Genomic DNA, 22191 nt, shown 5'->3' with positions numbered 1-22191 from the left:
TGGCAGGGGATGTGGCGGGCATCCGGACAGTAGGAAGGAGGGCCGTCGCATGACGACTCCCGTCAAGCGCCTCCCCAGGCGCATGCCCGGCTGGGCCAAGGTGGTGGCCGCGCTCGTGCTGGTGCTCGTCGTGTTCTTCGCCGGGATCCGGCTCAGCGTGATCCCGGGCCTGAAGGACCTGTTCGGCACCGACACCCACGACCGGTCCGGCCCCGCGCTGCTGAAGTCCATCCAGGACATCAGCCGGTACGACGCCGCCTCCGGCAACTTCCAGGTCGTCGTGGACCTGGAGAAGGACGCCAGGCTCCTGCCCGACGCGATCCGCGGCACCCGCACCCTGTATGTCGGAGCAGGGACCGTGGACGCCTACGTCGACCTGGGCAAGGTCGGCGAGAACGACGTGAAGGTCAACGGCGACCGTACGTCCGCCACGCTCCGGCTGCCCCACGCGCGACTGGGCAAGCCGGCCCTCGACCCCGACCGCTCCTACGCCGTCTCCAAGCAGCGCGGACTCTTCGACCGCCTCGGCGACCTCTTCTCGGACAACCCCAACGGCGAACAGGCCGTGCAGAAACTCGCGGTACGGCACATCGGCGACGCCGCGAAGGAGAGCGAGCTGACCGCACGCGCCGAGAAGAACGCCACCGGCATGCTCGAAGGTCTGCTGCGCTCCCTGGGCTTCAAGGAGGTGCGCGTGTCGTACGGGAACTGACCCACCCCGGACAGGGCGGAGTGCCCCGGCGGAACGCGGGCAACAGTCGCTGGGAACGAATCCCGGCGGCATCGTCACCGCGCCCGCGGGTATCCGCCCTGTCACCCAGGGAAGTTGAAGAGTGGAGGAGCGTATGGCCAGTGCAGCCTCACGTCCCCGTACCGTCGGGTCCGGAAGCGAGCGACGTCCACTCCCGCTGCCCGTCCGGCTGCTGGCGACGCTGTGTGCCTTCACGTTCATGGTCGCCTTCGCGGTGGTGCTGGCGCGGCTGACCCTGCAGCCCTCGCCCGCCTCGGAGGCACTGACCCACACCAACCTGAGGCCCGGCGACTCCCTTGAGGCCTATCTCGACCAGCCGGAACTGCGGGACGCCGTCCGGCAGATCGGCGGCAACATCCTGCTCGGCGTTCCCTTCGGCATCCTCGTGCCCGTCGTCGCGCCGCGCACGCGCGGCATCCTGCGCGTCCTGCTGATGACAGCGATCGTGATGCTGCTGGTGGAGTTCGCCCAGGGCGCCCTGGTCACGGGCCGCGCCTTCGACATCGACGACGTCATCCTCAACACGACGGGCGCGCTGATCGGCTACCTGCTCCTGGGCCGCCGTCTGAGCCGGGCGGTCCACGCGCGCGGACCCCGGCGCGGCCGGGCGGACCGGAAGCCGTCGGCCGAGAAGGCTTAGTGCAAGGTCCAGGTGTACTTGTCTCCGCCCACCCAGCGGACCACGTCCGGGTCGTCCATGTCGTGGACCGTGATGCCGAACGCGGCCGCGGCCGTCAGGACGTCGGTGGCGGCCCTGGCCTCCCCGACCACCTGGCCGTCGATCTCCACGATCCGGAACGGCGGTGTGCCCGGCTGCACCCCGAGCACCATGATCCGCGGGTGGGACATGTACGGGCTCGCGCTTTCGGTCATGCCTCGAGAGTAGAGCGCAACCGGCGACAGCGCGGGGTCCAGTCCGTCGTGCGGCCCGCCGTGCGTTGGGGAACCCTTGAGGTGGAGGTGGCGATGGACCCTGTCGAGGCACTGGACCGGATCGCCTTCCTGCTGGAGCGGTCCCTGGCACCGACGTACCGCGTGCGCGCCTTCCGTACGGCGTCCCGGGTGCTCAAGGAGCTGGGCGACGAGGAAGTGCACCGACGGGCGGCGGACGGTTCGCTGGAGTCGCTCAAGGGCGTGGGTCCGAAGACCGCGCAGGTGGTGCGGGAGGCGCTGGCCGGGGAGGAGCCCGGCTATCTGCATACGCTGGAGGGCGAGGCGACGGAGCGGCCCGCCGTGCGGGGCGGCGAGCGGCTGCGGGAGCTGTTGCGCGGGGACTGCCATCTGCATTCCGACTGGTCGGACGGCGGCAGCCCGATCGAGGAGATGGGCCGGGCCGCGGCGGCGCTGGGCCACGAGTGGGCGGCGCTGACGGACCACTCGCCGCGGCTGACGGTGGCGCGTGGCCTCACGGCCGAGAGGCTGCGGGAGCAGCTGGACGTGGTGGCGGAGCTGAACGAGACCTGGGCGCCGTTCCGGCTGCTGACCGGCATCGAGTGCGACATCCTCGAGGACGGCTCGCTCGACCAGGAGCCCGAGCTGCTGGACCGGCTCGACGTCGTGGTGGTGTCGGTGCACTCCAAGCTGCGGATGGACGCCCGGCCGATGACCCGGCGGATGGTGGCCGCCGTCCGTGATCCGCACTCCGACGTGCTCGGGCACTGCACGGGACGGCTGGTGACCGGGCGGGGGCGGCCAGAGTCGGAGTTCGACGCGGACGAGGTGTTCGCGGCGTGCGCGGAGACCGGCACCGCCCTGGAGATCAACAGCAGACCGGAGCGGCTCGACCCGCCGCGGCGGCTGCTGCGCCGGGCCGTGGACGCCGGGGTGCTGTTCTCCGTCGACACCGACGCGCATGCGCCGGGGCAGCTGGACTGGCAGATCAACGGGTGCGCGCGGGCGGAGGAGTGCGGGGTGCCGCCGGAGCGTGTGGTGACGACGTGGTCCCTTCAGGAACTGCTGGCCTGGACTCGTGAGCGGCGGGTGCCGTCCGGCGTGGCGGGCGGCTGACGTGGTACCCGGGCGAGCCGGAGAGGAAGGGACCGCACTCATGGGCAGCGCCGAACGGGCGGCCGTTTTCGATGTCGACGGCACGCTGGTCGACACCAACCATCTGCACGTCGTGGCGTGGTGGGAGGCGTTGCGGCAGGCGGGCCACCAGGTGCCCATGCACGCCGTTCACCGTGCCGTGGGCCTGCCCTCCACCGACCTCGTCGCCCACCTGCTGGGAGACAGCCGCGACAAGGACCAGGACGCCGGTATCAGCGCCGCCCACAAGGCGCTGTACGGGCAGTACTTCGCCCGGCTGCCCGCGCTGCCCGGGGCTGGGGCGCTGCTGCGACGGCTGCACCGGGAGGGCTGGGCGGTGGTGCTGGCCACCTCGGCGGGTGGCGCCGAGCTGAGCGCGCTGCGCCGGGCCATCGACGCGGACGACGCCATCACCGCCACGGCGAGCGCCGACGACGTCGACGAGGGCAAGCCGTCGCCCGAGCCCGTCGAGCACGCGCTGGAGCTGGCCGGGGTGCCGGCGGAGCGGGCGGTCTTCGTCGGCGACACCGTGTGGGACATGCTCGCGGGCAGCCGCGCCGGGGTGCGCTGTGTGGGTCTGCTGTGCGGCGGCATCCCGCGCACCGACCTGGAGAAGTCCGGCGCGGACGCGGTCTACGCCGACCCCGCGCACCTGCTGTCCTCCCTCCGCGGCAGCCCGCTGGCACGAGGCCGGCATGAGACGGAGTGAAACCCCCGGTCACGCGGATACTCGCAGCGCATGACGCGAGCGGGCGGTACGGGGCGGGAAGGGATCCGCGTGCTGGAGCGGAGAATCCGCGGTACCCGGCCGGTGGACACCGTGCGGCGGGAGGCACGAGCAGCCTGGGACGCCCTGCGAGCCGCCTGGAAGGGGCCCGGGCGGGAAGGCGATCTGGTCGTCCAGTCGCTCAAGGCCGCCGCGGCGGCGGTGCTGGCCTGGGTGGTGGGCGGCGTCTGGATGGGAGACCCGCTGGCGCTGATGGCGCCGTGGGTGGCACTGGTGCTGGTGCAGGCCACCGTCTACAGCTCGCTGGTGCAGGGCGCGCGGCAGTTCGGGGCGATCTGCGTCGGCACCGTGCTGGCCTCGGCCGCACAGGCGCTCACCGGCGACACGACGGGCGCGCTGGCCCTGTCCGTCCCGGTGCTGATGCTGCTCGCGAACTGGTCCCGCTTCGGCGACCAGGGCATCTACGCGGCGACCACCGCTCTCTTCACCCTCACCGCGGGCTCCGTGAGCATGTCCGGTGTCGGGCACCGGGTGGGGCAGGCGGCGCTGGGCGCCGTCATCGGACTCGCGGTCAACGCGCTCGTCCTGCCGCCGGTCCATCTGCGGGACGTACGGGAGAACCTGGCGGCCCTCGCCCGGGAGGCGGGCGACATCCTGCGCACCGTCGCCGCCGATCTGCGCGAGGGCGAGTGGGACGCGGCGACCGCGGCCGGCTGGCTCAGCTCGTCGTCCCGGCTGGACCACCGTCTGGAGGCGCTTCGCTCGGCGCGCCGGTGGAGCCAGGAGAGCCTGCGCCTGACCTACGGCCCGCTGCATGCCCTGCACCGTGTGCCCCACGGAGGTGCCCAGCCGCCGGTGGACGAGGACGAGCGGTTCGGCCGGGTCACCGGGCACGTGACCGCGCTGACCCGGGCCCTGGCGGTGTCCGTGGACGACAACCGGACACCCGCCCCGCCCGAGGGCCCGGCCCTCGACGCGTACGCGCGTCTGCTGGACCTGATCGGAGAGGCCTGCCACACCGAGGCCGACAGTCTGCTGGACGGCAGTGTGCGCCCCCGACCGGACAAGGAGACCGAGGAGGCGATGCGGGAGCTGCACCAGGAGCTGCAGGAGAAACTGCGCCGGCACGCCGGGGAGGGGGCCGCGCACACGGCGGTGCTGGGCACGCTGCTGCTCCAGGCGGAGAACCTGTGGGCCGAGACCGTTCCGGACGACCGGGAGCGGTGACATCCGTGTGACCCCCGGGTACTCGGTCACCGCTGGCGGAACCATGCGGCCGAGAGGAGCGGAAGGTGAGCAGCAGATCGGGCAAGAGGATTGTTGTCACGGGCGCCACAGGCAATGTGGGCACCAGCCTGGTGCGCCTTCTCTCCGAGGATCCGGAGGTGGCCTCCGTGCTGGGCCTGGCCCGGCGGATCCCCGAGTGGTCGCCGCCGAAGACGGACTGGTCCGCGGTCGATCTGGCCTTCGCGGAGTCCGACCTCGTGGAGCGGTTCACGGGGGCCGACGCGGTCGTCCATCTGGCCTGGGCGTTCCAGCCGACGCACGACCCTGCGAAGACCTGGCGCACCAATGTGCTCGGCAGCATGCGGGTGTTCGAGGCGGTGGCCGCCGCGGGGGTGCCGGCGCTGGTGCACGCCTCTTCGGTCGGCGCGTACTCCCCGGGTCCCAAGGACCGGACGGTGGACGAGTCATGGCCGACGCACGGCTGGCCGGACGCCGCGTACTGCCGGGAGAAGGCCTACCTGGAGCGTGCGCTGGACACGTTCGAGCGCGATCATCCCGGGACGCGGGTGGTGCGGATGCGGCCCGCCTTCCTCTTCCGGCGGGAGTCCGCGAGTGAGCAGCGCCGTATCTTCGGCGGGCGTTTCCTCCCGGGCCCGTCGGCCCGTCCGGAGCTGCTGCCCTTCCTTCCCGACATCGCGGGCCTGCGGTTGCAGGCGCTGCACACGGACGACGCGGCGCACGCGTACCGGCTGGCGGTGCACGAGGAGGCGCGGGGCGCGTTCAACCTGGCGGCCGAGCCGACGGTCGACGCGGAGCTCCTGGGCAGGATGTTCGGCGCCCGCCCGGTGCGGCTGCCGCGCACCGCGGCCCGTTCGGCGATCGCCGCCGCCTGGGGCCTGCGCCTGCTGCCCGCCTCACCGCACCTGTTCGACGCGGTGCTGCGGCTGCCCCTGATGGACTGCGCTCGCGCGCGCGGGGAACTCGGCTGGCGGCCGGAGCACACGGCGCCGGAGGTGCTGGAGCAGTTCCTGCAGGGCCTCCAGCAGGGTGCGGGCGCGCCGACGGAACCGATGCAGGGACACAAGGTGGGCTGACCTCAGGCCACCCCGGACCCTCTTCCCCCTTCCCCGCAATCAGCCGATGGCCGCGGCCGGCCCCCACAGTCGGCCGCGGCCATCGGCGCTCCGGGGCGCTCAGTCGGCGGGCTCGTCCGGCACCGGATGTTCGGGGTGCACCGTTCCCTGCTGCGGCGCCTCCCCTGCCGGCCCGTCCCCGCCTCGTCCGTGCCGGGGACGTCGTCGGGCTCGTCTGCGGGGGCCTTCCCGTCCTTCTCGTCCCCGCCGGTGCCCGTGAAGCGCGGGGCGACCTCCCACGGGTCCTCGCCGGTGTCGGCCTGCTGGTCCGGCATGTCCCGCGGGACGGGCTCACCGTTCTCGCCGGGTCCTTCGAGGCGGTGGTCGGTCACGACATACTCCCTTCGTGGTCCGGGCGCCACGCGAGTACCTCCGCCGTGACCTGCGAAACCTCACGCTGTGAGGTCGTCTCCGAGGAGTTCCTCGATCTCGTCCAGGGCCGCGACGAGTTCCGGGGCGACCGTCTCCCGTACCCAGCGCACCTGGTCCTCGCCGGACTCGCGCGGAACCGTCTCGGTGAGCATGATCAGGTACAGACAGGCGCGGTACAGGGCGAGACGGAGACGGGCCGGGGTGTCGAAGTCGGCCCGGCCGCCGGACTCCCGGTAGCCCGACAGGAACGCCTCGTCCTCCTTGATGTCCCCCAGCAGCGCCAGGGAGACGAATTCGGCGAGGGGGTCGCCCCAGAACATGCGCTCCCCGTCGATGAGACCGCCGACGCGGGCCGCTCCGTCCGCACGGTCGACGAGGATGTTGCCCCGCCACAGGTCGAAGTGGACCAGGCACGGGACGGTGACCTCGTCCAGGGCGCCGTACGCGGAGCGGGCGGTACGGGCCACCGCGTCGACCGGTCGAGGCAGCCAGGCCTCGTAGCGCCGGGCGTCGTCGAGGACGGCTTCGAACATGATCGTGAACGCGGTCCGCCAGTCGGGGGCGAGCGGGCCGAGGGCACCGGAGGGATAGCCGAAGCCGGGGCCGGTCACCCGGTGCAGACGAGCCACCTGGCGTCCCAGCTCCGCGCGCAGTGCGGTCTGCTCCGCCGCGGTGAGGGAGTCGTCCCAGGGGTCGCCTGGGCAGGCCGTCATCAGCAGGAAGTCGTCGTCCATGAACACCAGCCGCGGCGCGGGGACGCCGGCGCGGGCGGCCGAACGGTAGAACGCGGCCTCCGACACGAGCAGTCGGCGCTCGTGCCGGAGGCCGGGGACCGTGGCGGCGGGCGGGATCTTCAGCACGTAGCGGGTGCCGTCTGTGAGGCGGAGTTCCTCGACGGTGTTGTACGTGCCGCCGGTCAGCGGGCGGAGGTGGGCAAGGCGGCCGGGATCCGAGCCCGCCGCCTCCAGGATGTGCCGGGCCCGTTCCCAGGAGTCCACCACCGTGCGCCCACCCCTCCCCTGCGGCTTCGCTCAGCCGGCCGCGTACACGTCCTCGACGTAACGCCCGTCCGCGACCAGCCCGTCGAGCCACTGCTCAGCGGCCGTCTCGTCCGTACCCGGCGTGTGCTTGCGGTACAGGGTACGGAACGCCTCCCGCACCCCGGGCGCCATCCGCGAACCGTCGCCGCAGACGTACACCCGCGCTCCAATCTGCAGCAGGGACCAGACCTCCTCGGCCTCGGCGGCGATGCGGTGCTGCACGAACCGCACCTCGCCCTCGGGGGTCTTGCTGAAGGCGGGGCGCAGCGAGACGGCCCCGGCCGAATCCGCGGCGCCCAGTTCGTCGGCGTGCATGAAGTCGGCGTCGGGCGCGTCACATCCGAAGTAACAGACTGCGGGGGCGAGTTGAGCGCCGGCGGTGAGGGCGGCCGTGCGGTCGGCGATGGCGCCGCGGAACGGGGCGAGGCCGGTGCCCGCAGCTACCATGACGACCGGTGCGGATCCACCGGTGGCGTCGATACGGAAGGCCTCCCGGCACGGCTGCACGCGCGCGTAGAGCGTGTCGCCGGGCTCGACGGTGTGGAGGTAGCCGGATCCGGTGCCCCGGTAGACGCCCTTGCCGATGGGGGTCCCCCGCTCGAGCGCAGCCGAGAGTGGGGAAGGGCGGGTGCCTCCAGCAGCGACACCATCAGGTCCACGTGGCCGGGGTCGACGGCGGGCGAGGAGGAGATGGAGTAGTGCCGGGGCCGCAGCGGGGTGAGGAGGTCGAGGAGTCGCGGCCAGTCCAGGGCGCCCCGCAGGGCCGGGTGGTCCTCGATGATCTCCACGAGGGTGCGCGGGTCGTCGGTGAGGGCGGCCAGGGCCACGGCCTCCGGCGGGCAGGGGTTGGCGGCGGCGAGCGCGGCCAGCTGTCCGGCGCTTGGGCGCTCCTGCAGCTCCACGTGGTGGGTGAGGAGCTGTCGTACCGTCACGGGCCGGTCGACGGCGATGCCGTCGCGGCGGGGGCGGGTGGCGCGGATGTCCAGGACCGTGTCGAGGTCGAGGCCGAGCGCGGCGGCGGTGCGGGTGACGAGGTCCGGGTCGTTGGCGGGCAGCACGGTGAGGTGGTCGGCCGTGCGGTAGGTGACGCCGTCCGGGAGGGCGACGCGCAGGAACCGCTTGCGGCGCGCGTAGCCGGGCGCGGTGAGGTCGTAGGCCTCGGTGACCCGCATGGGGACGAGTTCGTGCCGTTCGGCGAGGGCGTCCAGCGGGCCGCCGGTCAGGGTGCGGACCTCGTAGGCGGCCGTGGGCTCGGGGTCCGGGGCCGTGGCGTCCGGGTCGCCGTACTGCCGCAGGAGGGCGGTGCGCAGGGCCGCCGTGAACTCCCGGACGGTGCCGGTGAGGTCACCTGAGGCGTCGGCGGCGGCGCGCTCCAGCAGCCGGGTGGCGCCGGACTCCGCGAGCCGCTCGTCGATCCGGGTGGGAACGTGCTGGTAGGTGGCGGCCCAGTTGCGGTCGCCGACACCGAGGACGGCGTACGTCACGCCGGACAGGTCGTGGGTCTCCTCCAGCCGGGCGGCGAAGGCGGTGGCGTCGTCGGTGGGGCGGCCGTTGTAGGAGGCGGCCGCGATGACGACGGGCCGGTCGGTGGGCAGGCCCCCGGCGTAGGCGTCCAGGGACGCCACCTGGGTCTCGCAGCCGACGGCGGCGGCCTCGTCGGCGAGCTGGGCGGCGAAGTCGCGGCAGGTGCCGTAGTTGCTGCCGTGCAGGAAGAGGGCGGCGGTGCCGGGACGGACCCGCGCGGGCAGGTCCTGCGGCTCGGCCGCGCCGGTGTCCTGGAGCGGGGCGGCGCCGGGCAGCGGCGTGTGGACGCGGTCGGCGGAGGTGCGTGGGGTGAGCGCGAGGGTGAAGCCCTCGGGCTTGAGGGTGAGGGTCTCCTTGATGTCCAGCCGGTAGCCGGCGTGGTCCCCCAGGCGGTAGCGGTGCACGAGCATGGCCAGCAGCATGGTCGCCTCGTGCAGCGCGAACTGGCGTCCGATGCAGGCGCGCTCGCCGGTGCCGAACGGCTTGAAGGCGTGCACCGGGCGCTCCGCCTCCGCCTCGGCCGTGAAGCGGGAGGGGTCGAACAGCTCGGGGTTGTCGCCCCATACGGGCTGCCGGTGCAGCATCGGCGTGAGCACCAGGGCGGAGTCTCCGGCGCGCATCGGGATCCGGCCGCCGAGCAGCGTGTCCTCGCGGGCCTGCCGGGTGAACACCGCGGCCGTGGGCCAGAGCCGGAGCGCCTCGTTGAGGACCTGGCGGGTGTAGGTCAGCCGGCCGACCTCGTCGTACGTCGGCTCGACGTCCGCCGCGTCGCCCCACAGCTCGTCGACCTCGCGCTGCACCAGCTGGAGCACGGCCGGGTGCTTGGCGAGGTAGTACATCGCGAAGGACATGGCGCCGGAGGTGGTCTCGTGCCCGGCGATGAGGAAGGTGATGACCTGGTTGCGGATGTTGGCCGTGTCGAGCGTGGTGCCGTCGGCCGGGTGCTCGGCGGTGAGCATCAGGCCGAGGAGGTCGTCGGCCTGGCTCTGGTCGGTGCCGGTGCGGGCGGCGATGACCTCGTCGACGACCTGGGCGAGGTAGGCGGCGTCCTCCCGGAAGGCCGCGTCGGCCGCCGAGTAGTCCTGGCCCGGGACGCGGGCGAGACGGGTCATGCTCCATTCCAGGCAGCGGACCATCGACTCGACGAAGGGGTGCGGTTCGGCCCGCTCGAAGGAGCCGAAGTCGTATCCGAAGCCGGCGAGCCCGATGGTGTCGAGCGTCATGCGGGTCATGTCGCCGGGCACGTCGACGGGCTTCCCGGCGGCGGCGTCGCGGTCCCAGGACGCGATGAGCCGCTGGGCCACCTGGAGCATCACGGGATGGTACGTCCGCATCGAGCCGAGCGCGAACGCGGGCATGAGGATGTCGTGCGCCTTGGCCCAGTTGGGCTCGTCGTTGTAGGCGGTGAACAGGCCGTCGGCGGCGAACTCGCGGACGTTCTCCAGACCGGGCCCGATGTGCTTGGCGAACCGCTGCTCGTCCGCGAGCTCGGCGACCAGCTCCAGGTCACCCACGAACAGGGTGTCCCGCCCGTGGAGCCGCCGGACGAACGCGGGCCCGTGCTCGCGCATCAGGTCCATGGCCTGCTGGATCGGCGCGGGGCCGGGGCCGGTGGCGGTGATGTCGGCGAGTGGGACGCCGGGGAGGGCGTCTTCGGGGCGGGAGGTCTGTCCGGTGGGGGGCATGACGCGGCAACTGCCTTTCGCGGTACGGAAGTACTGCGATCCAGCGTGCTCCACCGGGCCCGGCGGGCGGCGCCGTGCCCCTACATGATTGTGTAGTGCAAGCAGACGCGTCGCTCTTGCGCGGGAGCGACCCGGCGTGGCAGGAGATGCTCGTGGACCTGGCCCGACTGGAGGCCGTGAGGTGGCGCAACCGCGCCCTGCTCCTCTTCGACCGGGTCGCGATGCCGGTCGCGGTGTGCGACGTGTACGGCGCGGTGCTGCTCGCGAACCCGGCGATGGCCGCGGAGTGCGGTACGACGCCGGGGCAGCTGCGCGGCCGTGATGTGCTGGAGCTGTTCAGGCCGCGGGAGGCGACGCAGGTGGAGCGGATCGCCGAGGCGCTGCGGCTGCGGCACCGCTCGCGGTACCAGGTGTCGGTGCGCTGGCGGGCGCCCGGCGGGGCGGAGCGGTACGGGGAGCTGACGGCGGACCCGGTGAGCGACACGGTGGAGGAGACGCCGGCCCTGCTGGTGATGCTGCGGGTGGACGGTGAGCAGGAGGCCCGCAGCGCACCGCCCGCCGAACGGGTCACCCCGGCGGAGGCCCGCATCCTGGCCCTCCTGGCCGCGGGCGCCACCACGGCCCGGACCGCCCGCGAGACCGGCCTCACCATCGACGGCGTGACCTACCACCTCCGCCGTCTGTCCTCCCGCTGGCACGCCGCCACCCGCACGGAACTGGTGGCCCGCGCCTACGCCCTGGGCGTACTGGCTCCTGGGGTGTGGCCGCCGGAGGTCTCGGCGGAGTAGGCCGTGCCCGCCCCCTCCGGGGCCCCGAAGCGGGCGAGGGTGTGCCACACCATCTTCAGGTCCTGGAGTGCGTAACGGCCGGTTCTGGCGGCATCGCCGATGGCCCGTGGATCGACGAGACCGTCCCGGGCGATCCGGGCGCCCAGCTCCGCGTACTCCCGGCCGCGGTAGTCCGCGTGGCACCGTAAGCCGTCCGCCGTGAGCCGGTAGCCGGGGTGCCACTCGACGGGGCAGGGCAGACGCCGCGCAGCGGCCTCGACCGGTGTGCCGCGGTAGCAGGCGTCCAGCACCAGCGCCTCCACGTCCCGAGCGAGGCCGACGCCTCCGTGCACGTGCGCCTCGATGTAGTCGTTCAGGGCGTCCTGCTCGTCCGCCTCGGCCAGCGCGATGAGGGACATGCCGGCCGCGACACCGAAGTCGGCCGGCTCGGCGGCACTGTCGGGGTAGCAGAACGTGGCCCGGGCCAGGGCACCGGCGTTCAGCCGGAAGTGCGAGGAACCGAAGCGCGGGGCCGCGCCCACCACTTGCCGACGGAAGTTCAGGGCGCCGTACACGGGCCGCTCGTGCGCGGTCGCTTCGTCGTACGCCCCGCCGAAGATCCGGCTCTCCCAGCGCCACCGGTCGCCACCGGGGCGGGCCGTGAGACCGCCGTTGCTGGTGCCGGTGACGAACTGCGAGTGGTAGGCGCCGTCCCGGGCGAGCGCCACGAGGACGGTCACATCGCCCGCCGAACGGTCCGGGTGGAAGTTCAGCGTGATGCGCAGCCTCCGGTCGACGGCGGGGCCCGCCGAGCCGCCCGCCACATGACTCAGCGCCGCCCGTGCCCGCGCTGACGCGACCTTGGCGAAATTCACTGGCTCCCCCTCGCCCGTCCTGTCTAACCTGACACAAACCTAGGACCCCTAGGTTTTGGGTACGACGACCAGGAGCCCACCCATGAGATCACTCACCGAGCAGGACATCCGCAACTCGTTTATCAACTGCTCGAAGGGAGAAGCCAAGCGTCTGGCCGTCCCCCGGGACCTCGGGGAACAGCCCTGGGACGATCTCGACTTTCTCGGGTGGCGGGATCCGGGGGCGCCCGATCGGAGCTGTCTCGTGACCGAGAGGGACGGCCGGCTGGTCGGTGTGACGATGCGGTTCCAGCCCGCGCGGCGGGGGTCTCCGCGGCGCAGCATGTGTTCGCTGTGTCTGACGACGCACCCGCGGGGCGGGGTCTCGCTGATGACCGCGCGGAAGGCGGGGGCGGCCGGGCGTGAGGGGAACTCCGTCGGTGTGTACATGTGCACCGACCTCGCCTGTTCCCTCTACGTACGCGGGAAGAAGGTGCCGGAGAGCGGCTCCCGCCTCGAGGAGAGCCTCACCCTGGCGGAGCAGATCGACCGGACCACGGAGGGGCTGGCCGCCTTCCTCGACAAGGTGTACGCCTGAGCGTCCACGGTCGCCCCTGTTTTCCCGCGGCGCTAACGTCCTTCATGGATGCGTTCGATGTGCCAGGGAAAGAGGGACGGCCCGGGGATGCGAGAGGTACGTGAGTGGAGGGCGCACGCCACCCGGATCACGCGCAAGCGCCGGGATCCCGTGGTCGTCCAGACGTTCCGGTCCGCGACCGCTGCGACGATCGCGTACGTCATCGCGCTCCGGCTGAGCCCCGAGCCGGCACCTCTCACCGCTCCCCTGACCGCGCTGCTGGTCGTCCAGGTGACGCTGTACGCCACGCTCACCAACGGCTTCCGCCGGGTGAACGCCGTGGTCACGGGAGTCCTCGTCGCCATCGCGTTCAGCCTGCTGGTGGGCCTGACCTGGTGGAGCCTGGCGCTGCTCCTCGTGGCCGCGCTGGTCGTGGGGCGGCTGGTCAAGGTGGAGGAGTACGTCCCCGAGGTGGCGATCAGCGCGATGCTGGTCCTCGGGGTCACCACCGTCGGGAACACCGCCTGGGCCCGGGTGGTGGAGACGCTGATCGGCGCGAGCGTCGGGCTCGCCTGCAACCTGCTGCTGGCTCCGCCGGTGTGGGTGGAGGAGGCGGGCGAGTCGATCGAGGGCCTGGCGCGCCGGCTCCGCCAGTTGATGCTGCGCATGGGCGAGGAGGCCGCCGGCGGTACGCCCGTGGACCGCGCGGCGGAGCAGCTGCACGAGGCGCGGCGCCTGGATCACGACATCGTCGAGGTGGACGCCGCCCTGAGGCGGGCCGAGGACAGTCTGCGGCTCAACCCGCGTGTGCAGGACAGCGTGCTGCACCGGGTGGTGATGCGCACCGGCCTGGACACGCTGGAGATCTGCACGGTCGTCCTGCGCGTGCTCGCGCGCTCCCTCACCGACCTCGCGAAGGAGCGCGAGCCCAAGCCGCTGTTCGAGCCCGAGACGGGCGCCGCCCTGGAGCAGCTGCTGTCCGAGATCGCCGACGCCGTGGTGAGCTTCGCGGTGCTGGTCACCACCCACCTCAGCACGAGCGCCGAGTCGGCGGAGGAACGTCTCGCCGCGGAGCTGCACACCGCGGCGGGCACCCGCGACAAGCTGGGCCTGCTGCTGCGCGAGGAGGCCGAGCGCGACCCCGGGCACTGGCAGCTTCCGGGCGCCGTCCTGACGGAGGTCAACCGCATCCTCGACGAACTCGACACCGAGCACCGCACCCGTCGCCTGTTCGAGGAACTGGACCGCGTGTCGCGCGAGCAGCGCGCGCGGATGCCCCGGCTGACGCGACTGCGTGAGCGGCTGGGCGTCACGGAACAGCTCTGGCGGAACCGCGCCGGGTTCGACGGGCGTTCCCGCTGAGGGGACGCGCGACCCGGCCGAGGTGCGTTGCGCCTCGCGCAACGCGCGGTGCCGTTGTTGCACCCGGTGGGTGATCCACGCGAAGGTGTCTGTCGCGACGGGGACGAGTGACGACCTGAGGGGCGACATGGGCAGTGGTGGCTGGAGCAGGCGCCGGTTCGTCGGCGCGCTGGCAGGAGGATCCGCCGCGGCGGCGCTCCCGGCCTGTGACAACGCGCCCGCGCCCACGGCCTCGACGACCCCGTCGGCCCCCGAGCCGAGCCCGTCCGACGAGGCCCGGCGGCCTTCCGGGCCCCGCCCCCTGTACCTCGGCACGTACACCTCCGTCGAGGGCGGCGGCAAGGGCATCGGCCTGGCCACCTACGACGCGGCGACGGGCCGGATCACCGGCACCGGCACGCTCACGGGCGTCGGCGACCCGTCGTATCTCGCCCTCCACCCGGACCGCCGCACGCTGTACGCGGTGGACGAACGCGAGGACGGTGCCGTGACCGCAGTCCGGCTGGCCGACCGGAAGGTGCTGGGCAGCCGGAGCACCGGGGGCGCGGCCCCCTGCCATCTGTCGGTGCATCCGGGCGGGCGCTGGCTGCTCAGCGCGAACTACGGCTCCGGCAGCGTGGCCGTGCATCCGATCGACTCCTCGGGAGCCCTCGGCGAGCGCACCGACCTCGTAAGGCACTCCAGTCCGCCGCCCGGTCCGGGCCAGGACGGCCCGCACGCCCACCAGATCCTCACCAGCCCCGACGGGCGGCACGTGCTCGCCGTGGACCTCGGTACGGACACCGTCTACACGTACCGGCTCGACGAGAAGGCCGGAAAGCTCAGCGAGGTGTCGCAGGCGCAGACCCGGCCGGGTGCCGGGCCGCGGCACCTCACGTTCCACCCGGGCGGCCGGTACGCCTACCTCGCCGACGAGGTCGACAACACCGTGGCCGTCTGCTCGTACGATCCGGCCTCCGGCCGTGTGACCGTCGGTGAGGCGCAGTCCACGGGCACGGGTCCGGGCACGAGCTACCCGGCGCAGCTCCTGGTGACCGCGAACGGCCGGTTCGCCTATCTCGCCAACCGCGGTGCCAACAGCCTGACGCGCTATGCGATCGAGGCGGACGGTGCCCGGCTCGGACTGCTGGACACCGTGCCGGTGGACGGGGACTTCCCCCGCCAGATCGCCTTCTCCCCGGAGGGCACGCTGCTGTTCGCGGCGAACCAGAAGTCCGGGACCGTCACCGTCTTCCACGTGGACGAGAAGAGCGGCACGCTGCGGCGCGCCGGCGAACCGTTTCCCTCACCGGTCGCCGTCTGTGCGCTGCCGCTGTAGCGCCCGGGGGCAGGAGGCGGCGCTCGCCTGTGTGAGCAGGACGTGCATGCGCTCGGTGAGCTGCGCGACGTCGTCGGCGGGCGCGTGGAACGCCAGGCGTACGTCGCCGTGGGCACGGGCCCGTTCGATGCGCAGCGTCAGTCCGTGCCGGTCCACGGCGAGCGGCTGGACGCGGACGGCGCCGTGCAGGCTGTCGTGCTCGACGAGCCGGCTGAGCCGCTCGACCGCGTCGGCGTGGCAGTCGGCGAGGTGCGTCAGCAGCCGGGCCTCCGCCGTGGTGAGCGGGTCGGGCACGGCGGCGGCCAACTCGTCGAGGTCCACGACCACGGCGCCGGACGGCTGCCGCAGCACGACACGGGTGGGCGTGAAGGCCAGCTGCCCCTCCTCGACGGCGAACCAGCCCGCGAGCCACAGCCGCGCGCGGATCCGGTTGCGCACGGGGACGGGCGCGACATCGGCGAACTCCAGCACCGCGGACGGCTCGCCGCGGGGCGCGCAGATCGCGGCCGCGAGCAGGGCGCTGTCCTCCGGCACGGTCACGAGTACCCTGCCGTCCTCGGTCACCGTGTGCGCGCCGACCAGCTCCTCCCGCGTGCCCTCCGCGGTCACCGAGCAAGACCACGCGGCGGCGAGCACCGAGCGCGCCCGCTCCGCCGCGGCAGGGGCCGCCGTCCAGCTTTGGCTGTCGTCACCCATCCCAGACCTCCTTAGGTAAGCCTTGCCTAACCTACCGAAGATCGGGGTGTGAGCCAACCACGTCACGCGATCTTTACGAGGCCCTTCAGGGAGTGAGCACACCCAGCAGGGCACGAGCGCACAGCTCGCGCACCTGCTCCCGGCCCAACTCCGCGTCGCGCAGCCACTCCAGGCAGACGGCCGTGGTGAACGCCAGCCATCCGCGCACGGCGAGCCGCACCTCGGGCCGCTCCTCGAAGGCCGGGCCGAACTCGGGGTCCGCGGCGAGCGCCGCGAGGATCTGCCGCTCCTGCGTGGCCAGGGCCCGCTGGTAGACCCGCCGCACCGCCTGGTCCCCGGCCGCGTCGGCACGGTGGAAGGCGCGGTAGCCGTGCGCGTGGGCCCGGACGTACTCCAGGAACGTGTCGAGACCGGCCGCGAGTTGCTCACGCACCGGGACGCCCGGAACCGCCGCCGTCATGCGCAGCATCCGCTCGCTCTCGCGCTCCACGACCGCTGCGAAGAAGTCACGCTTGGTCGGGAAGTAGTGGTACAGCAGCCCCCGCGACACCCCGGCGATCTCGGCGACCTGCTCGATCCACACGTCGTCGTACGGGCTCTCCGAGAACAGCCGGGCCCCGACCGACAGGAGTTGCTCCCGGCGCTCCTCGGTGCTGAGCCGGCGGCGGGTGCGCCCGCCCTGGTTCGCGGCCATACCGGCACTTTACTTGACGCCGGTTCAACAACGGGACCAGACTGACCGCGCTATTGAACTCGCGTATAACACGTGCGAACCGGCCGCCGGATCGAGGGAGATCGCGTCATGACGGAGGCGCCGATACGGGCCGCAGGGCCCAAGGGGTTCCGGAGTGCCGAGCTGGGCTGGCCCGAGCTGGAGCGCATCCCGCATCCGCCGCGCCGGATCCCGCTGCTCGGTGATGTGGTGGGCGTGAACCGGCGCACTCCCCTGCAGGACTCCCTGCGGTACGCCCGGCAGCTCGGGCCGGTCTTCCGGCGCAAGGCCTTCGGCAAGGAGTTCGTGTTCGTGTGGGGCGCCCGGCACGCGGCCGACTTCGCGGACGAGTCGCGGTTCGCCAAGCACGTGGGGCTCGGCATCGCCAATCTGCGGCCGGTCGCCGGGGACGGCCTGTTCACCGCGTACAACCACGAGCCGAACTGGCAGCTGGCGCACGACGTACTCGCCCCGGGGTTCAGCCGTGAGGCCATGGCCGGCTACCACCCGATGATGCTGGATGTCGCGCGGCGGCTGACGGAGCACTGGGACCGGGCGGCGGCGACGGGCCGCTCGGTGGACGTGCCCGGCGACATGACGAAGCTGACGCTGGAGACGATCGCCCGGACCGGCTTCGGGCACGACTTCGGGTCGTTCGAGCGCTCCCGGCCGCATCCCTTCGTGACCGCGATGGTCGGGACGCTGACATACGCACAGCGGCTCAACACCGTGCCCTTCCCCCTGGCCCCGCTGCTGCTGCGGAGCGCGAGCCGCCGCAACGCGGCCGACATCGCCCACCTCAACAGCACGGTCGACGCGTTGGTCCGGGCCCGGCGCGCGACCGGAGGCGGCGAGGGCGACCTGCTGGACAGGATGCTGGAGACGGCCCATCCGGAGACCGGGGAGCGGCTCGCGCCGGAGAACGTCCGCCGCCAGGTGATCACCTTCCTCGTCGCGGGCCACGAGACCACCTCGGGCGCGCTCTCCTTCGCCCTGCACTACCTCTCCCGGCACCCCGAGGTCTCGGCGCGGGCCCGAGCCGAGGTGGACCGGGTGTGGGGCGACACGGCGGAACCGGCGTATGAGCAAGTGGCCAGACTGCGCTACGTCCGGCGGGTGCTGGACGAGTCGCTGCGGCTGTGGCCCACGGCGCCCGCCTTCGCCCGGGAGGCTCGGGAGGACACGGTGCTGGCCGGAGAGCACCCCATGCGGCGCGGGGCGTGGGCGCTGGTACTGACGCCGATGCTGCACCGGGACCCCGAGGTGTGGGGCGCTGACGCCGAACGATTCGATCCGGACCGCTTCGACGCCCAGGCCGTCCGGTCCCGGGCCCCGCACACCTTCAAGCCGTTCGGGACCGGGGCGCGGGCGTGCATCGGGCGCCAGTTCGCGCTGCACGAGGCGACGTTGGTCCTCGGCCTGCTGCTGCGCCGCTACGAGCTGCGGTCCGACCCGGCCTACCGGCTGCGCGTCACGGAACGGCTGACGCTGATGCCGGAGGGACTGCGGCTGCACCCGGAGCGCCGGACCCCGGTGCGGGAACCGGCGTCAGACCTGCGCTGTCCAGTGCCCGGGGCGGGTGACTGACTCCGGCAGCAGGGTCCCGGCACTCCCCCGGGCCGCGTTCAGCTGCGGCTGGGTGAGGAAGAACGCGCCCGTCAGGTCGGCATCGGTGAGATCCGCGTCGCGCAGGTCGGCGCCGATCAGGTCCGCGCCCCGCAGATCCGCGCCGGTGAGGTCGGCGGCGATGAGACAGGCGCCGCGCAGATCGGCACCGCCCAGGTCGGCGCCCTTCAGCCGGGCGCCCATGAGATCCGCGCCCCGGCGGTTCTTCTTCTTGCCGCCCTTGGTGCCGGCCCTGGCCAGTTCGCTCGTCCTCAGCAGCAGGACGTTGATCTCCTGGCGGTGCGCCGCCACGTCCAGGCCGGCGAGCTCCTCGGCGGTCCCGGCGGTGAGCCCCTCGGTCTTCTCCAGGGCTTCGCGCAGCTCGGCGTGGACCGGGCGGGCCACGGGCAGGGCGAGCGCCTCGGTCAGGTACCACAGCAGCTCATGCAACTGCCGGACGACCGGGAACACGTCGAACATGCGGCGGGCGTGCTCCGCGGGCCCGGGCCTCCAGTCCCGACCGCCGAAGGTGATCTGCGAGACCTGCTGTCCGGCGCCGAAGCAGTCGTAGACGGTGCAGCCGGTGAATCCCTTCTGCCGCAGTCTGGCGTGGATGCCGCAGCGATGGTCGTCCTGGAGGTTGCGGCAGGGCGTTCCGGCGTCCTTGTCGACCGCGAAGTCGGCCGACCGCGCGAAGGGCAGGGCGACACAGCACAGCCCGAAGCACCGCTCGCAGTCGCCGCGCAGTTCCGCTCGCGCGGCTTGGTGATCTCGCATGACATTCAGCATACGAAACGAAGAACGCCGGTCAGCCCGTGAGGCCGGGCACCTCCAGGCGCTCCAGCCGCTCGGGGTCGGCCAGGATGTACATGCCGGTGATCCGGCCGTCGGCGATCGTGACCCCCATGACCGACCGCACGCGTCCCTCGGGCGCGTGGAGGAGGCCGACCGAGCCGTTGACCAGCACCAGCCGCGCGGACGTCGCGTAGCGGGCGAACATGAGCGCCTGCTCCGCCACCGTCTTCGCGCCCTGGACGACCTTGGACGCGGCCGCGCCCCGCACGAGGGCACCCGAGTCGGCCCGCAGCACCACATCCGGGTGCAGCAGCGCGAGCAGCGCCTCGAAGTCGCCGCCGCGCGAGGCGGCCAGGAAGGCGTCGAGCACCTCCTTCTGCCGGCCGAGGTCCGGCTCGGCCGACGGGGTGGCACCGCGCACCCGGCGCCGGGCACGGCTGGCCAGCTGCCGGGTCGCGGCCGGGCTGCGCTCCACGACCGGCGCGATGTCGTCGAACGGCACGGCGAACATGTCGTGCAGCACGAACGCGAGCCGCTCGGCGGGCTCCAGGTTCTCCAGGACGACGAGCAGGGCCAGGCCCACCGAGTCGGCCTGCATGACCTCCTCCGCCGGGTCGAGGTGTGCGAGGGGCCTGAGCACCGGGTCCGGGACGAAGGCGTCGCCCATCGGCTCCTCGCGGCGTGCGGTGCGCGAGCGCAGGAGATCGAGGCAGATGCGGCCGGTCACCGTGGTGAGCCAGCCGCCGAGGTTCTGGATGTCGTCCGGGTCGGTGCGGCTCAGCCGCAGCCAGGCTTCCTGGACGGCGTCCTCCGCCTCGGTCAGCGAGCCCAGCATGCGGTACGCGACCGCTCTGAGGTGCCCGCGGTGCTCCTCGAACCGGTCGGCCAGTTCCACGCTGCCTGTCATGGTCTCCCCCGTCGTCCGTCAGTCGTCCGTCACGTCATCTGCCGAGTCATCTGCTGAGCAGTTCGAACGCCACGGCGGGCCGACCCCCGAAGCGCTCGCCGGTGACCTCGGCGTGCTTGGTCAGGAAGCCGCGGACGTACGTCTCCGGGTCCTGGTCGGTCAGCGCCTCGATGTAGCTGCGGTGCTCGAGCAGCGAGGCCACCGCGCGCTCCAGACCGGACGTCGCGTCGACGGCGTGTGTGGGGGTACTGGAACCGGCGACGGCGACCCAGCGCACTCCGTCCCATGGCTGAAGGCCCTGCTCGACGAGTTCCGGGAAGATCCACCGGTTGCCGGCGTCGCCGGCCGCGTCGAGCGTGGCGCGGCCGACGGCGACATGGTCCGGGGTGTTCCAGACGACGCCGCCCCAGGTGTCCCGGTGGTTGAGGGTGATCACCAGCTCGGGCCGGTGCCGGCGGATCGCGGCGGCGATGTCACGGCGCAGAGCGGTGCCGTACTCGATGACGCCGTCCTTGTGGTCGAGGAACTCCACGGCCGAGACGCCGACCACCGCCGCGCTCGCCCGCTGCTCGCGCTCCCGCAGCGGGCCGCACTTCTCCGGCTCCAGCGTGTCGATGCCCGCCTCGCCCCGGGTCGCCAGCACATAGGCGACCTCGCGGCCCCCGTCGGTCCAGGCCGCGATCGCCGCCGAGCAGCCGTACTCGAGGTCGTCCGGGTGGGCCACGACCGCGAGGGCACGCCGCCAGTCTTCGGGCATGGGCTGGAGTTGAGTGGTCGTCATGTCCGCAGACTAGTCCGGGCCACCGGCCTCAGGCCTCGTCACGCGCCATGGCCAGCAGCCGGTCGAGGACGCGGGGGCCGCCGGTGCGCACACCGTCGTGCTCGAACTCGTCCGTGATCCAGGTGCGCAGGCCGCGGATCGTACGGGCGGTCCGCAGCGAGTGGGCCGTGTCGACGTACATGTCGTCGTGGTAGACGGCAGCGACGACCGGCACCTTGTTGGCGGCCAGGCGGGCCGCGTCGTACAGGGGTGTCCAGTCGGTGCGGGCGGCGAGCAGGTCGGCGGTCTCGCGCAGGGGGCGCAGGGCCGGGTCGCAGTCGAACATCCAGGGGTGGATCGACTCGCCGGTGAACAGCAGCGGCTCGTCACCCGCGAGTGCCTTGGCGGCGTCGAACTGCGGGAACTCGGCGCGGACCCGCTCGGCCGACCAGTCGGTGGGCCGGCCGTCCTGTCCGTAGATCGACTCGTGGACGAGGGCGTACAGCGGGTGGCGGGCGTAGGACAGCATGCCCTGCGTCTGTTCCTGGAAGGCGTCGGACAGTGCGAAGCCCTGCGGGGTGCGGACGAAGGCGTCCTCCAGGAGGTAGTGGAGGCGGTGGGTGCCGTCGCCGGTGCCGAGGAGGATGCCGAGGGACTGGAACGCCTCGACGGTGAGCCGGTAGCCGTTCGGCAGGACCACGTCGTGTGTCAGCAGGTGGTCGGCGATACGGCGGGCGCGCTCGGCGTCCTGCGGGTAGCGGGCGTAGTGGGCGGCGACCTTGCGTTCGATGCGCGGGAAGGCGGCCCGGTAGACGTCGTCGGCGTGGGCGTCCAGGGCGGGCAGACCGCCGGTGATCACGGCGGTGGCCAGGCCCTCGGGGGCGAGGGAAAGGTAGCTGGTCGCACAGAAGCCGCCGAAGCTCTGGCCGAGGACGGTCCAGGGCGCGCCGCCCGTGACCAGCGGGCGGATGGCCTCGCAGTCACGGACGATCGAGTCGGCGCGGAAGCGGGTGAGGTAGCCGGCCTGCTCGGCGGGGCCGCCGCGCAGCGGAAGCGTCTGCCGGTTGGCGGGCGTGGAGTGGCCGGTGCCGCGCTGGTCGAGGAGCAGGACGCGGAACTCCTTCAGGGCCCTGCCCAGCCAGCCCCGCCTGCCGACGGAGCGGTCCGCGCCGAAGCCGGGGCCGCCCTGCAGATAGAGCAGCCAGGGCAGGTCCTGACGGGCCTTGTCGCTCGCCACGACCTCGCGGGCGTACAGCTCGATCGTGTCGCCCTCGGGGCGGTCGTGGTCGAGGGGGACGGTGAAGCGGCGGTCGGTGAGGACGACTCCGGGCTGGCGGTAGCTGACGGTCAACAG

20 protein-coding genes and 2 pseudogenes are annotated in these 22191 nt (G+C 72.9%); 11 read left to right on the top strand and 11 right to left on the bottom strand.

Annotation, left to right across the window (positions count from 1 at the left end):
- The first annotated feature begins 49 nt into the window (after positions 1–49).
- Together ACQEV8_RS40425 and ACQEV8_RS40420 are read left to right on the top strand one after the other, a co-directional pair.
- The gene (locus ACQEV8_RS40425) at positions 50–712 is read left to right on the top strand and encodes a DUF4230 domain-containing protein (protein ID WP_432971289.1); all 663 of its coding nucleotides are present in this window, start codon (positions 50–52) and stop codon (positions 710–712) included.
- A gap of 133 nt (positions 713–845) precedes the next feature.
- Positions 846–1391 (top strand): VanZ family protein, encoded by a 546-nt coding sequence (locus tag ACQEV8_RS40420; protein ID WP_432971286.1) that lies wholly within the window; start codon positions 846–848, stop codon positions 1389–1391.
- Here ACQEV8_RS40420 and ACQEV8_RS40415 read toward each other — a convergent pair.
- Entirely contained in the window at positions 1388–1624 is a 237-nt protein-coding gene (locus tag ACQEV8_RS40415) for a hypothetical protein (protein ID WP_432971283.1), read from the bottom strand. The two genes, ACQEV8_RS40420 and ACQEV8_RS40415, sit on opposite strands and share 4 nt — an antisense overlap.
- A 93-nt stretch (positions 1625–1717) precedes the next feature.
- Here ACQEV8_RS40415 and ACQEV8_RS40410 point away from each other — a divergent pair, with 93 nt between their 5' ends.
- The 4 genes from ACQEV8_RS40410 (at position 1718) to ACQEV8_RS40395 (ending at position 5824) form a co-directional block, all read left to right on the top strand.
- A complete protein-coding gene (locus ACQEV8_RS40410) occupies positions 1718–2758 on the top strand; it encodes a PHP domain-containing protein (protein WP_432971280.1) in 1041 nt (346 codons plus the stop codon).
- Between the two features lie 40 nt (positions 2759–2798).
- A complete protein-coding gene (locus ACQEV8_RS40405) occupies positions 2799–3485 on the top strand; it encodes an HAD family hydrolase (protein ID WP_432971277.1) in 687 nt (228 codons plus the stop codon).
- 30 nt (positions 3486–3515) lie between these two features.
- On the top strand, positions 3516–4730 hold the full coding sequence (locus ACQEV8_RS40400) for an aromatic acid exporter family protein (protein WP_432971274.1): 1215 nt from the start codon (positions 3516–3518) through the stop codon (positions 4728–4730).
- A gap of 65 nt (positions 4731–4795) precedes the next feature.
- The gene (locus tag ACQEV8_RS40395) at positions 4796–5824 is read left to right on the top strand and encodes an SDR family oxidoreductase (RefSeq protein WP_432971271.1); all 1029 of its coding nucleotides are present in this window, start codon (positions 4796–4798) and stop codon (positions 5822–5824) included.
- Positions 5825–5923: 99 nt separating this feature from the next.
- On the opposite strand, the pseudogene ACQEV8_RS40390 reads toward ACQEV8_RS40395, so the two are convergent.
- From ACQEV8_RS40390 to ACQEV8_RS40380, 3 genes and pseudogenes are all read right to left on the bottom strand, one after another.
- Positions 5924–6195: pseudogene (locus tag ACQEV8_RS40390) on the bottom strand (hypothetical protein).
- A gap of 60 nt (positions 6196–6255) precedes the next feature.
- Positions 6256–7236 carry a phosphotransferase family protein gene (locus ACQEV8_RS40385; protein WP_432971268.1) on the bottom strand — a complete coding sequence of 327 codons (981 nt, stop codon included), beginning with the start codon at positions 7234–7236 and terminating at the stop codon, positions 6256–6258.
- A gap of 30 nt (positions 7237–7266) precedes the next feature.
- Positions 7267–10484 (bottom strand): annotated as a pseudogene (locus ACQEV8_RS40380) (bifunctional cytochrome P450/NADPH--P450 reductase).
- 146 nt (positions 10485–10630) lie between these two features.
- Between ACQEV8_RS40380 and ACQEV8_RS40375 the strand changes: the two are divergent.
- The gene (locus ACQEV8_RS40375) at positions 10631–11272 is read left to right on the top strand and encodes a PAS domain S-box protein (RefSeq protein WP_432973352.1); all 642 of its coding nucleotides are present in this window, start codon (positions 10631–10633) and stop codon (positions 11270–11272) included.
- On the opposite strand, the gene ACQEV8_RS40370 is transcribed toward ACQEV8_RS40375, so the two are convergent.
- Positions 11215–12126 (bottom strand): DUF3626 domain-containing protein, encoded by a 912-nt coding sequence (locus tag ACQEV8_RS40370; protein ID WP_432971265.1) that lies wholly within the window; start codon positions 12124–12126, stop codon positions 11215–11217. The genes ACQEV8_RS40375 and ACQEV8_RS40370 overlap by 58 nt on opposite strands.
- Positions 12127–12208: 82 nt before the next feature.
- On the opposite strand from ACQEV8_RS40370, the gene ACQEV8_RS40365 reads away from it, so the two are divergent.
- The 3 genes from ACQEV8_RS40365 to ACQEV8_RS40355 all read left to right on the top strand — a co-directional run bounded on the left by ACQEV8_RS40365 (position 12209) and on the right by ACQEV8_RS40355 (position 15362).
- Entirely contained in the window at positions 12209–12703 is a 495-nt protein-coding gene (locus ACQEV8_RS40365; protein WP_432971262.1) for an FBP domain-containing protein, read from the top strand.
- A gap of 87 nt (positions 12704–12790) precedes the next feature.
- Entirely contained in the window at positions 12791–14044 is a 1254-nt protein-coding gene (locus ACQEV8_RS40360) for an FUSC family protein (RefSeq protein WP_432971259.1), read from the top strand.
- Between the two features lie 127 nt (positions 14045–14171).
- Positions 14172–15362: a lactonase family protein gene (locus tag ACQEV8_RS40355; protein ID WP_432973349.1), complete on the top strand. Its 1191-nt coding sequence runs from the start codon at positions 14172–14174 to the stop codon at positions 15360–15362.
- Here the strand turns inward: ACQEV8_RS40355 and ACQEV8_RS40350 are convergent.
- Positions 15330–16058 (bottom strand): DUF2470 domain-containing protein, encoded by a 729-nt coding sequence (locus ACQEV8_RS40350; protein WP_432971256.1) that lies wholly within the window; start codon positions 16056–16058, stop codon positions 15330–15332. The genes ACQEV8_RS40355 and ACQEV8_RS40350 overlap by 33 nt on opposite strands.
- Positions 16059–16143: 85 nt before the next feature.
- Positions 16144–16752, bottom strand: coding sequence for a TetR/AcrR family transcriptional regulator (locus tag ACQEV8_RS40345; protein ID WP_432971253.1), 609 nt, complete (start codon positions 16750–16752; stop codon positions 16144–16146).
- Between the two features lie 108 nt (positions 16753–16860).
- Here ACQEV8_RS40345 and ACQEV8_RS40340 point away from each other — a divergent pair, with 108 nt between their 5' ends.
- The gene (locus ACQEV8_RS40340) at positions 16861–18357 is read left to right on the top strand and encodes a cytochrome P450 (protein WP_432971250.1); all 1497 of its coding nucleotides are present in this window, start codon (positions 16861–16863) and stop codon (positions 18355–18357) included.
- On the opposite strand, the gene ACQEV8_RS40335 is transcribed toward ACQEV8_RS40340, so the two are convergent.
- From ACQEV8_RS40335 to ACQEV8_RS40320, 4 genes are read right to left on the bottom strand one after another with little or no spacing between them, the layout of a single operon-like run.
- The gene (locus ACQEV8_RS40335; protein ID WP_432971247.1) at positions 18319–19164 is read right to left on the bottom strand and encodes a pentapeptide repeat-containing protein; all 846 of its coding nucleotides are present in this window, start codon (positions 19162–19164) and stop codon (positions 18319–18321) included. The two genes, ACQEV8_RS40340 and ACQEV8_RS40335, sit on opposite strands and share 39 nt — an antisense overlap.
- Positions 19165–19183: 19 nt before the next feature.
- A complete protein-coding gene (gene sigJ, locus ACQEV8_RS40330) occupies positions 19184–20077 on the bottom strand; it encodes an RNA polymerase sigma factor SigJ (protein ID WP_432971244.1) in 894 nt (297 codons plus the stop codon).
- A gap of 46 nt (positions 20078–20123) precedes the next feature.
- Complete coding sequence (locus tag ACQEV8_RS40325; RefSeq protein WP_432971241.1) at positions 20124–20858, bottom strand: PIG-L deacetylase family protein; 735 nt, start codon at positions 20856–20858, stop codon at positions 20124–20126.
- 28 nt (positions 20859–20886) lie between these two features.
- Positions 20887–22188: an alpha/beta fold hydrolase gene (locus tag ACQEV8_RS40320; protein WP_432971238.1), complete on the bottom strand. Its 1302-nt coding sequence runs from the start codon at positions 22186–22188 to the stop codon at positions 20887–20889.
- Between the last annotated feature and the right edge of the window lie 3 nt (positions 22189–22191).

Origin of the sequence: Streptomyces sp. CA-179760 (assembly GCF_050937045.1) — a bacterium.
Taxonomy (GTDB): domain Bacteria; phylum Actinomycetota; class Actinomycetes; order Streptomycetales; family Streptomycetaceae; genus Streptomyces.
The sequence above is the reverse complement of the archived record's forward strand: the minus strand, read 5'-3'. Positions and strand labels throughout refer to the sequence as shown.

Bases quoted from the DNA above. Each gene is read 5' to 3' on its own strand.
- ACQEV8_RS40365 (WP_432971262.1), top strand. From the start codon at position 12,209: ATGAGATCACTCACCGAGCAGGACATCCGCAACTCGTTTATCAACTGC.
- sigJ (WP_432971244.1), bottom strand. From the start codon at position 20,077: ATGACAGGCAGCGTGGAACTGGCCGACCGGTTCGAGGAGCACCGCGGG.
- ACQEV8_RS40400 (WP_432971274.1), top strand. From the start codon at position 3,516: ATGACGCGAGCGGGCGGTACGGGGCGGGAAGGGATCCGCGTGCTGGAG.
- ACQEV8_RS40425 (WP_432971289.1), top strand. From the start codon at position 50: ATGACGACTCCCGTCAAGCGCCTCCCCAGGCGCATGCCCGGCTGGGCC.
- ACQEV8_RS40375 (WP_432973352.1), top strand. From the start codon at position 10,631: ATGCTCGTGGACCTGGCCCGACTGGAGGCCGTGAGGTGGCGCAACCGC.
- ACQEV8_RS40325 (WP_432971241.1), bottom strand. From the start codon at position 20,858: ATGACGACCACTCAACTCCAGCCCATGCCCGAAGACTGGCGGCGTGCC.
- ACQEV8_RS40410 (WP_432971280.1), top strand. From the start codon at position 1,718: ATGGACCCTGTCGAGGCACTGGACCGGATCGCCTTCCTGCTGGAGCGG.
- ACQEV8_RS40415 (WP_432971283.1), bottom strand. From the start codon at position 1,624: ATGACCGAAAGCGCGAGCCCGTACATGTCCCACCCGCGGATCATGGTG.
- ACQEV8_RS40335 (WP_432971247.1), bottom strand. From the start codon at position 19,164: ATGCTGAATGTCATGCGAGATCACCAAGCCGCGCGAGCGGAACTGCGC.
- ACQEV8_RS40360 (WP_432971259.1), top strand. From the start codon at position 12,791: ATGCGAGAGGTACGTGAGTGGAGGGCGCACGCCACCCGGATCACGCGC.
- ACQEV8_RS40405 (WP_432971277.1), top strand. From the start codon at position 2,799: ATGGGCAGCGCCGAACGGGCGGCCGTTTTCGATGTCGACGGCACGCTG.
- ACQEV8_RS40350 (WP_432971256.1), bottom strand. From the start codon at position 16,058: ATGGGTGACGACAGCCAAAGCTGGACGGCGGCCCCTGCCGCGGCGGAG.
- ACQEV8_RS40340 (WP_432971250.1), top strand. From the start codon at position 16,861: ATGACGGAGGCGCCGATACGGGCCGCAGGGCCCAAGGGGTTCCGGAGT.
- ACQEV8_RS40345 (WP_432971253.1), bottom strand. From the start codon at position 16,752: ATGGCCGCGAACCAGGGCGGGCGCACCCGCCGCCGGCTCAGCACCGAG.
- ACQEV8_RS40420 (WP_432971286.1), top strand. From the start codon at position 846: ATGGCCAGTGCAGCCTCACGTCCCCGTACCGTCGGGTCCGGAAGCGAG.
- ACQEV8_RS40355 (WP_432973349.1), top strand. From the start codon at position 14,172: ATGGGCAGTGGTGGCTGGAGCAGGCGCCGGTTCGTCGGCGCGCTGGCA.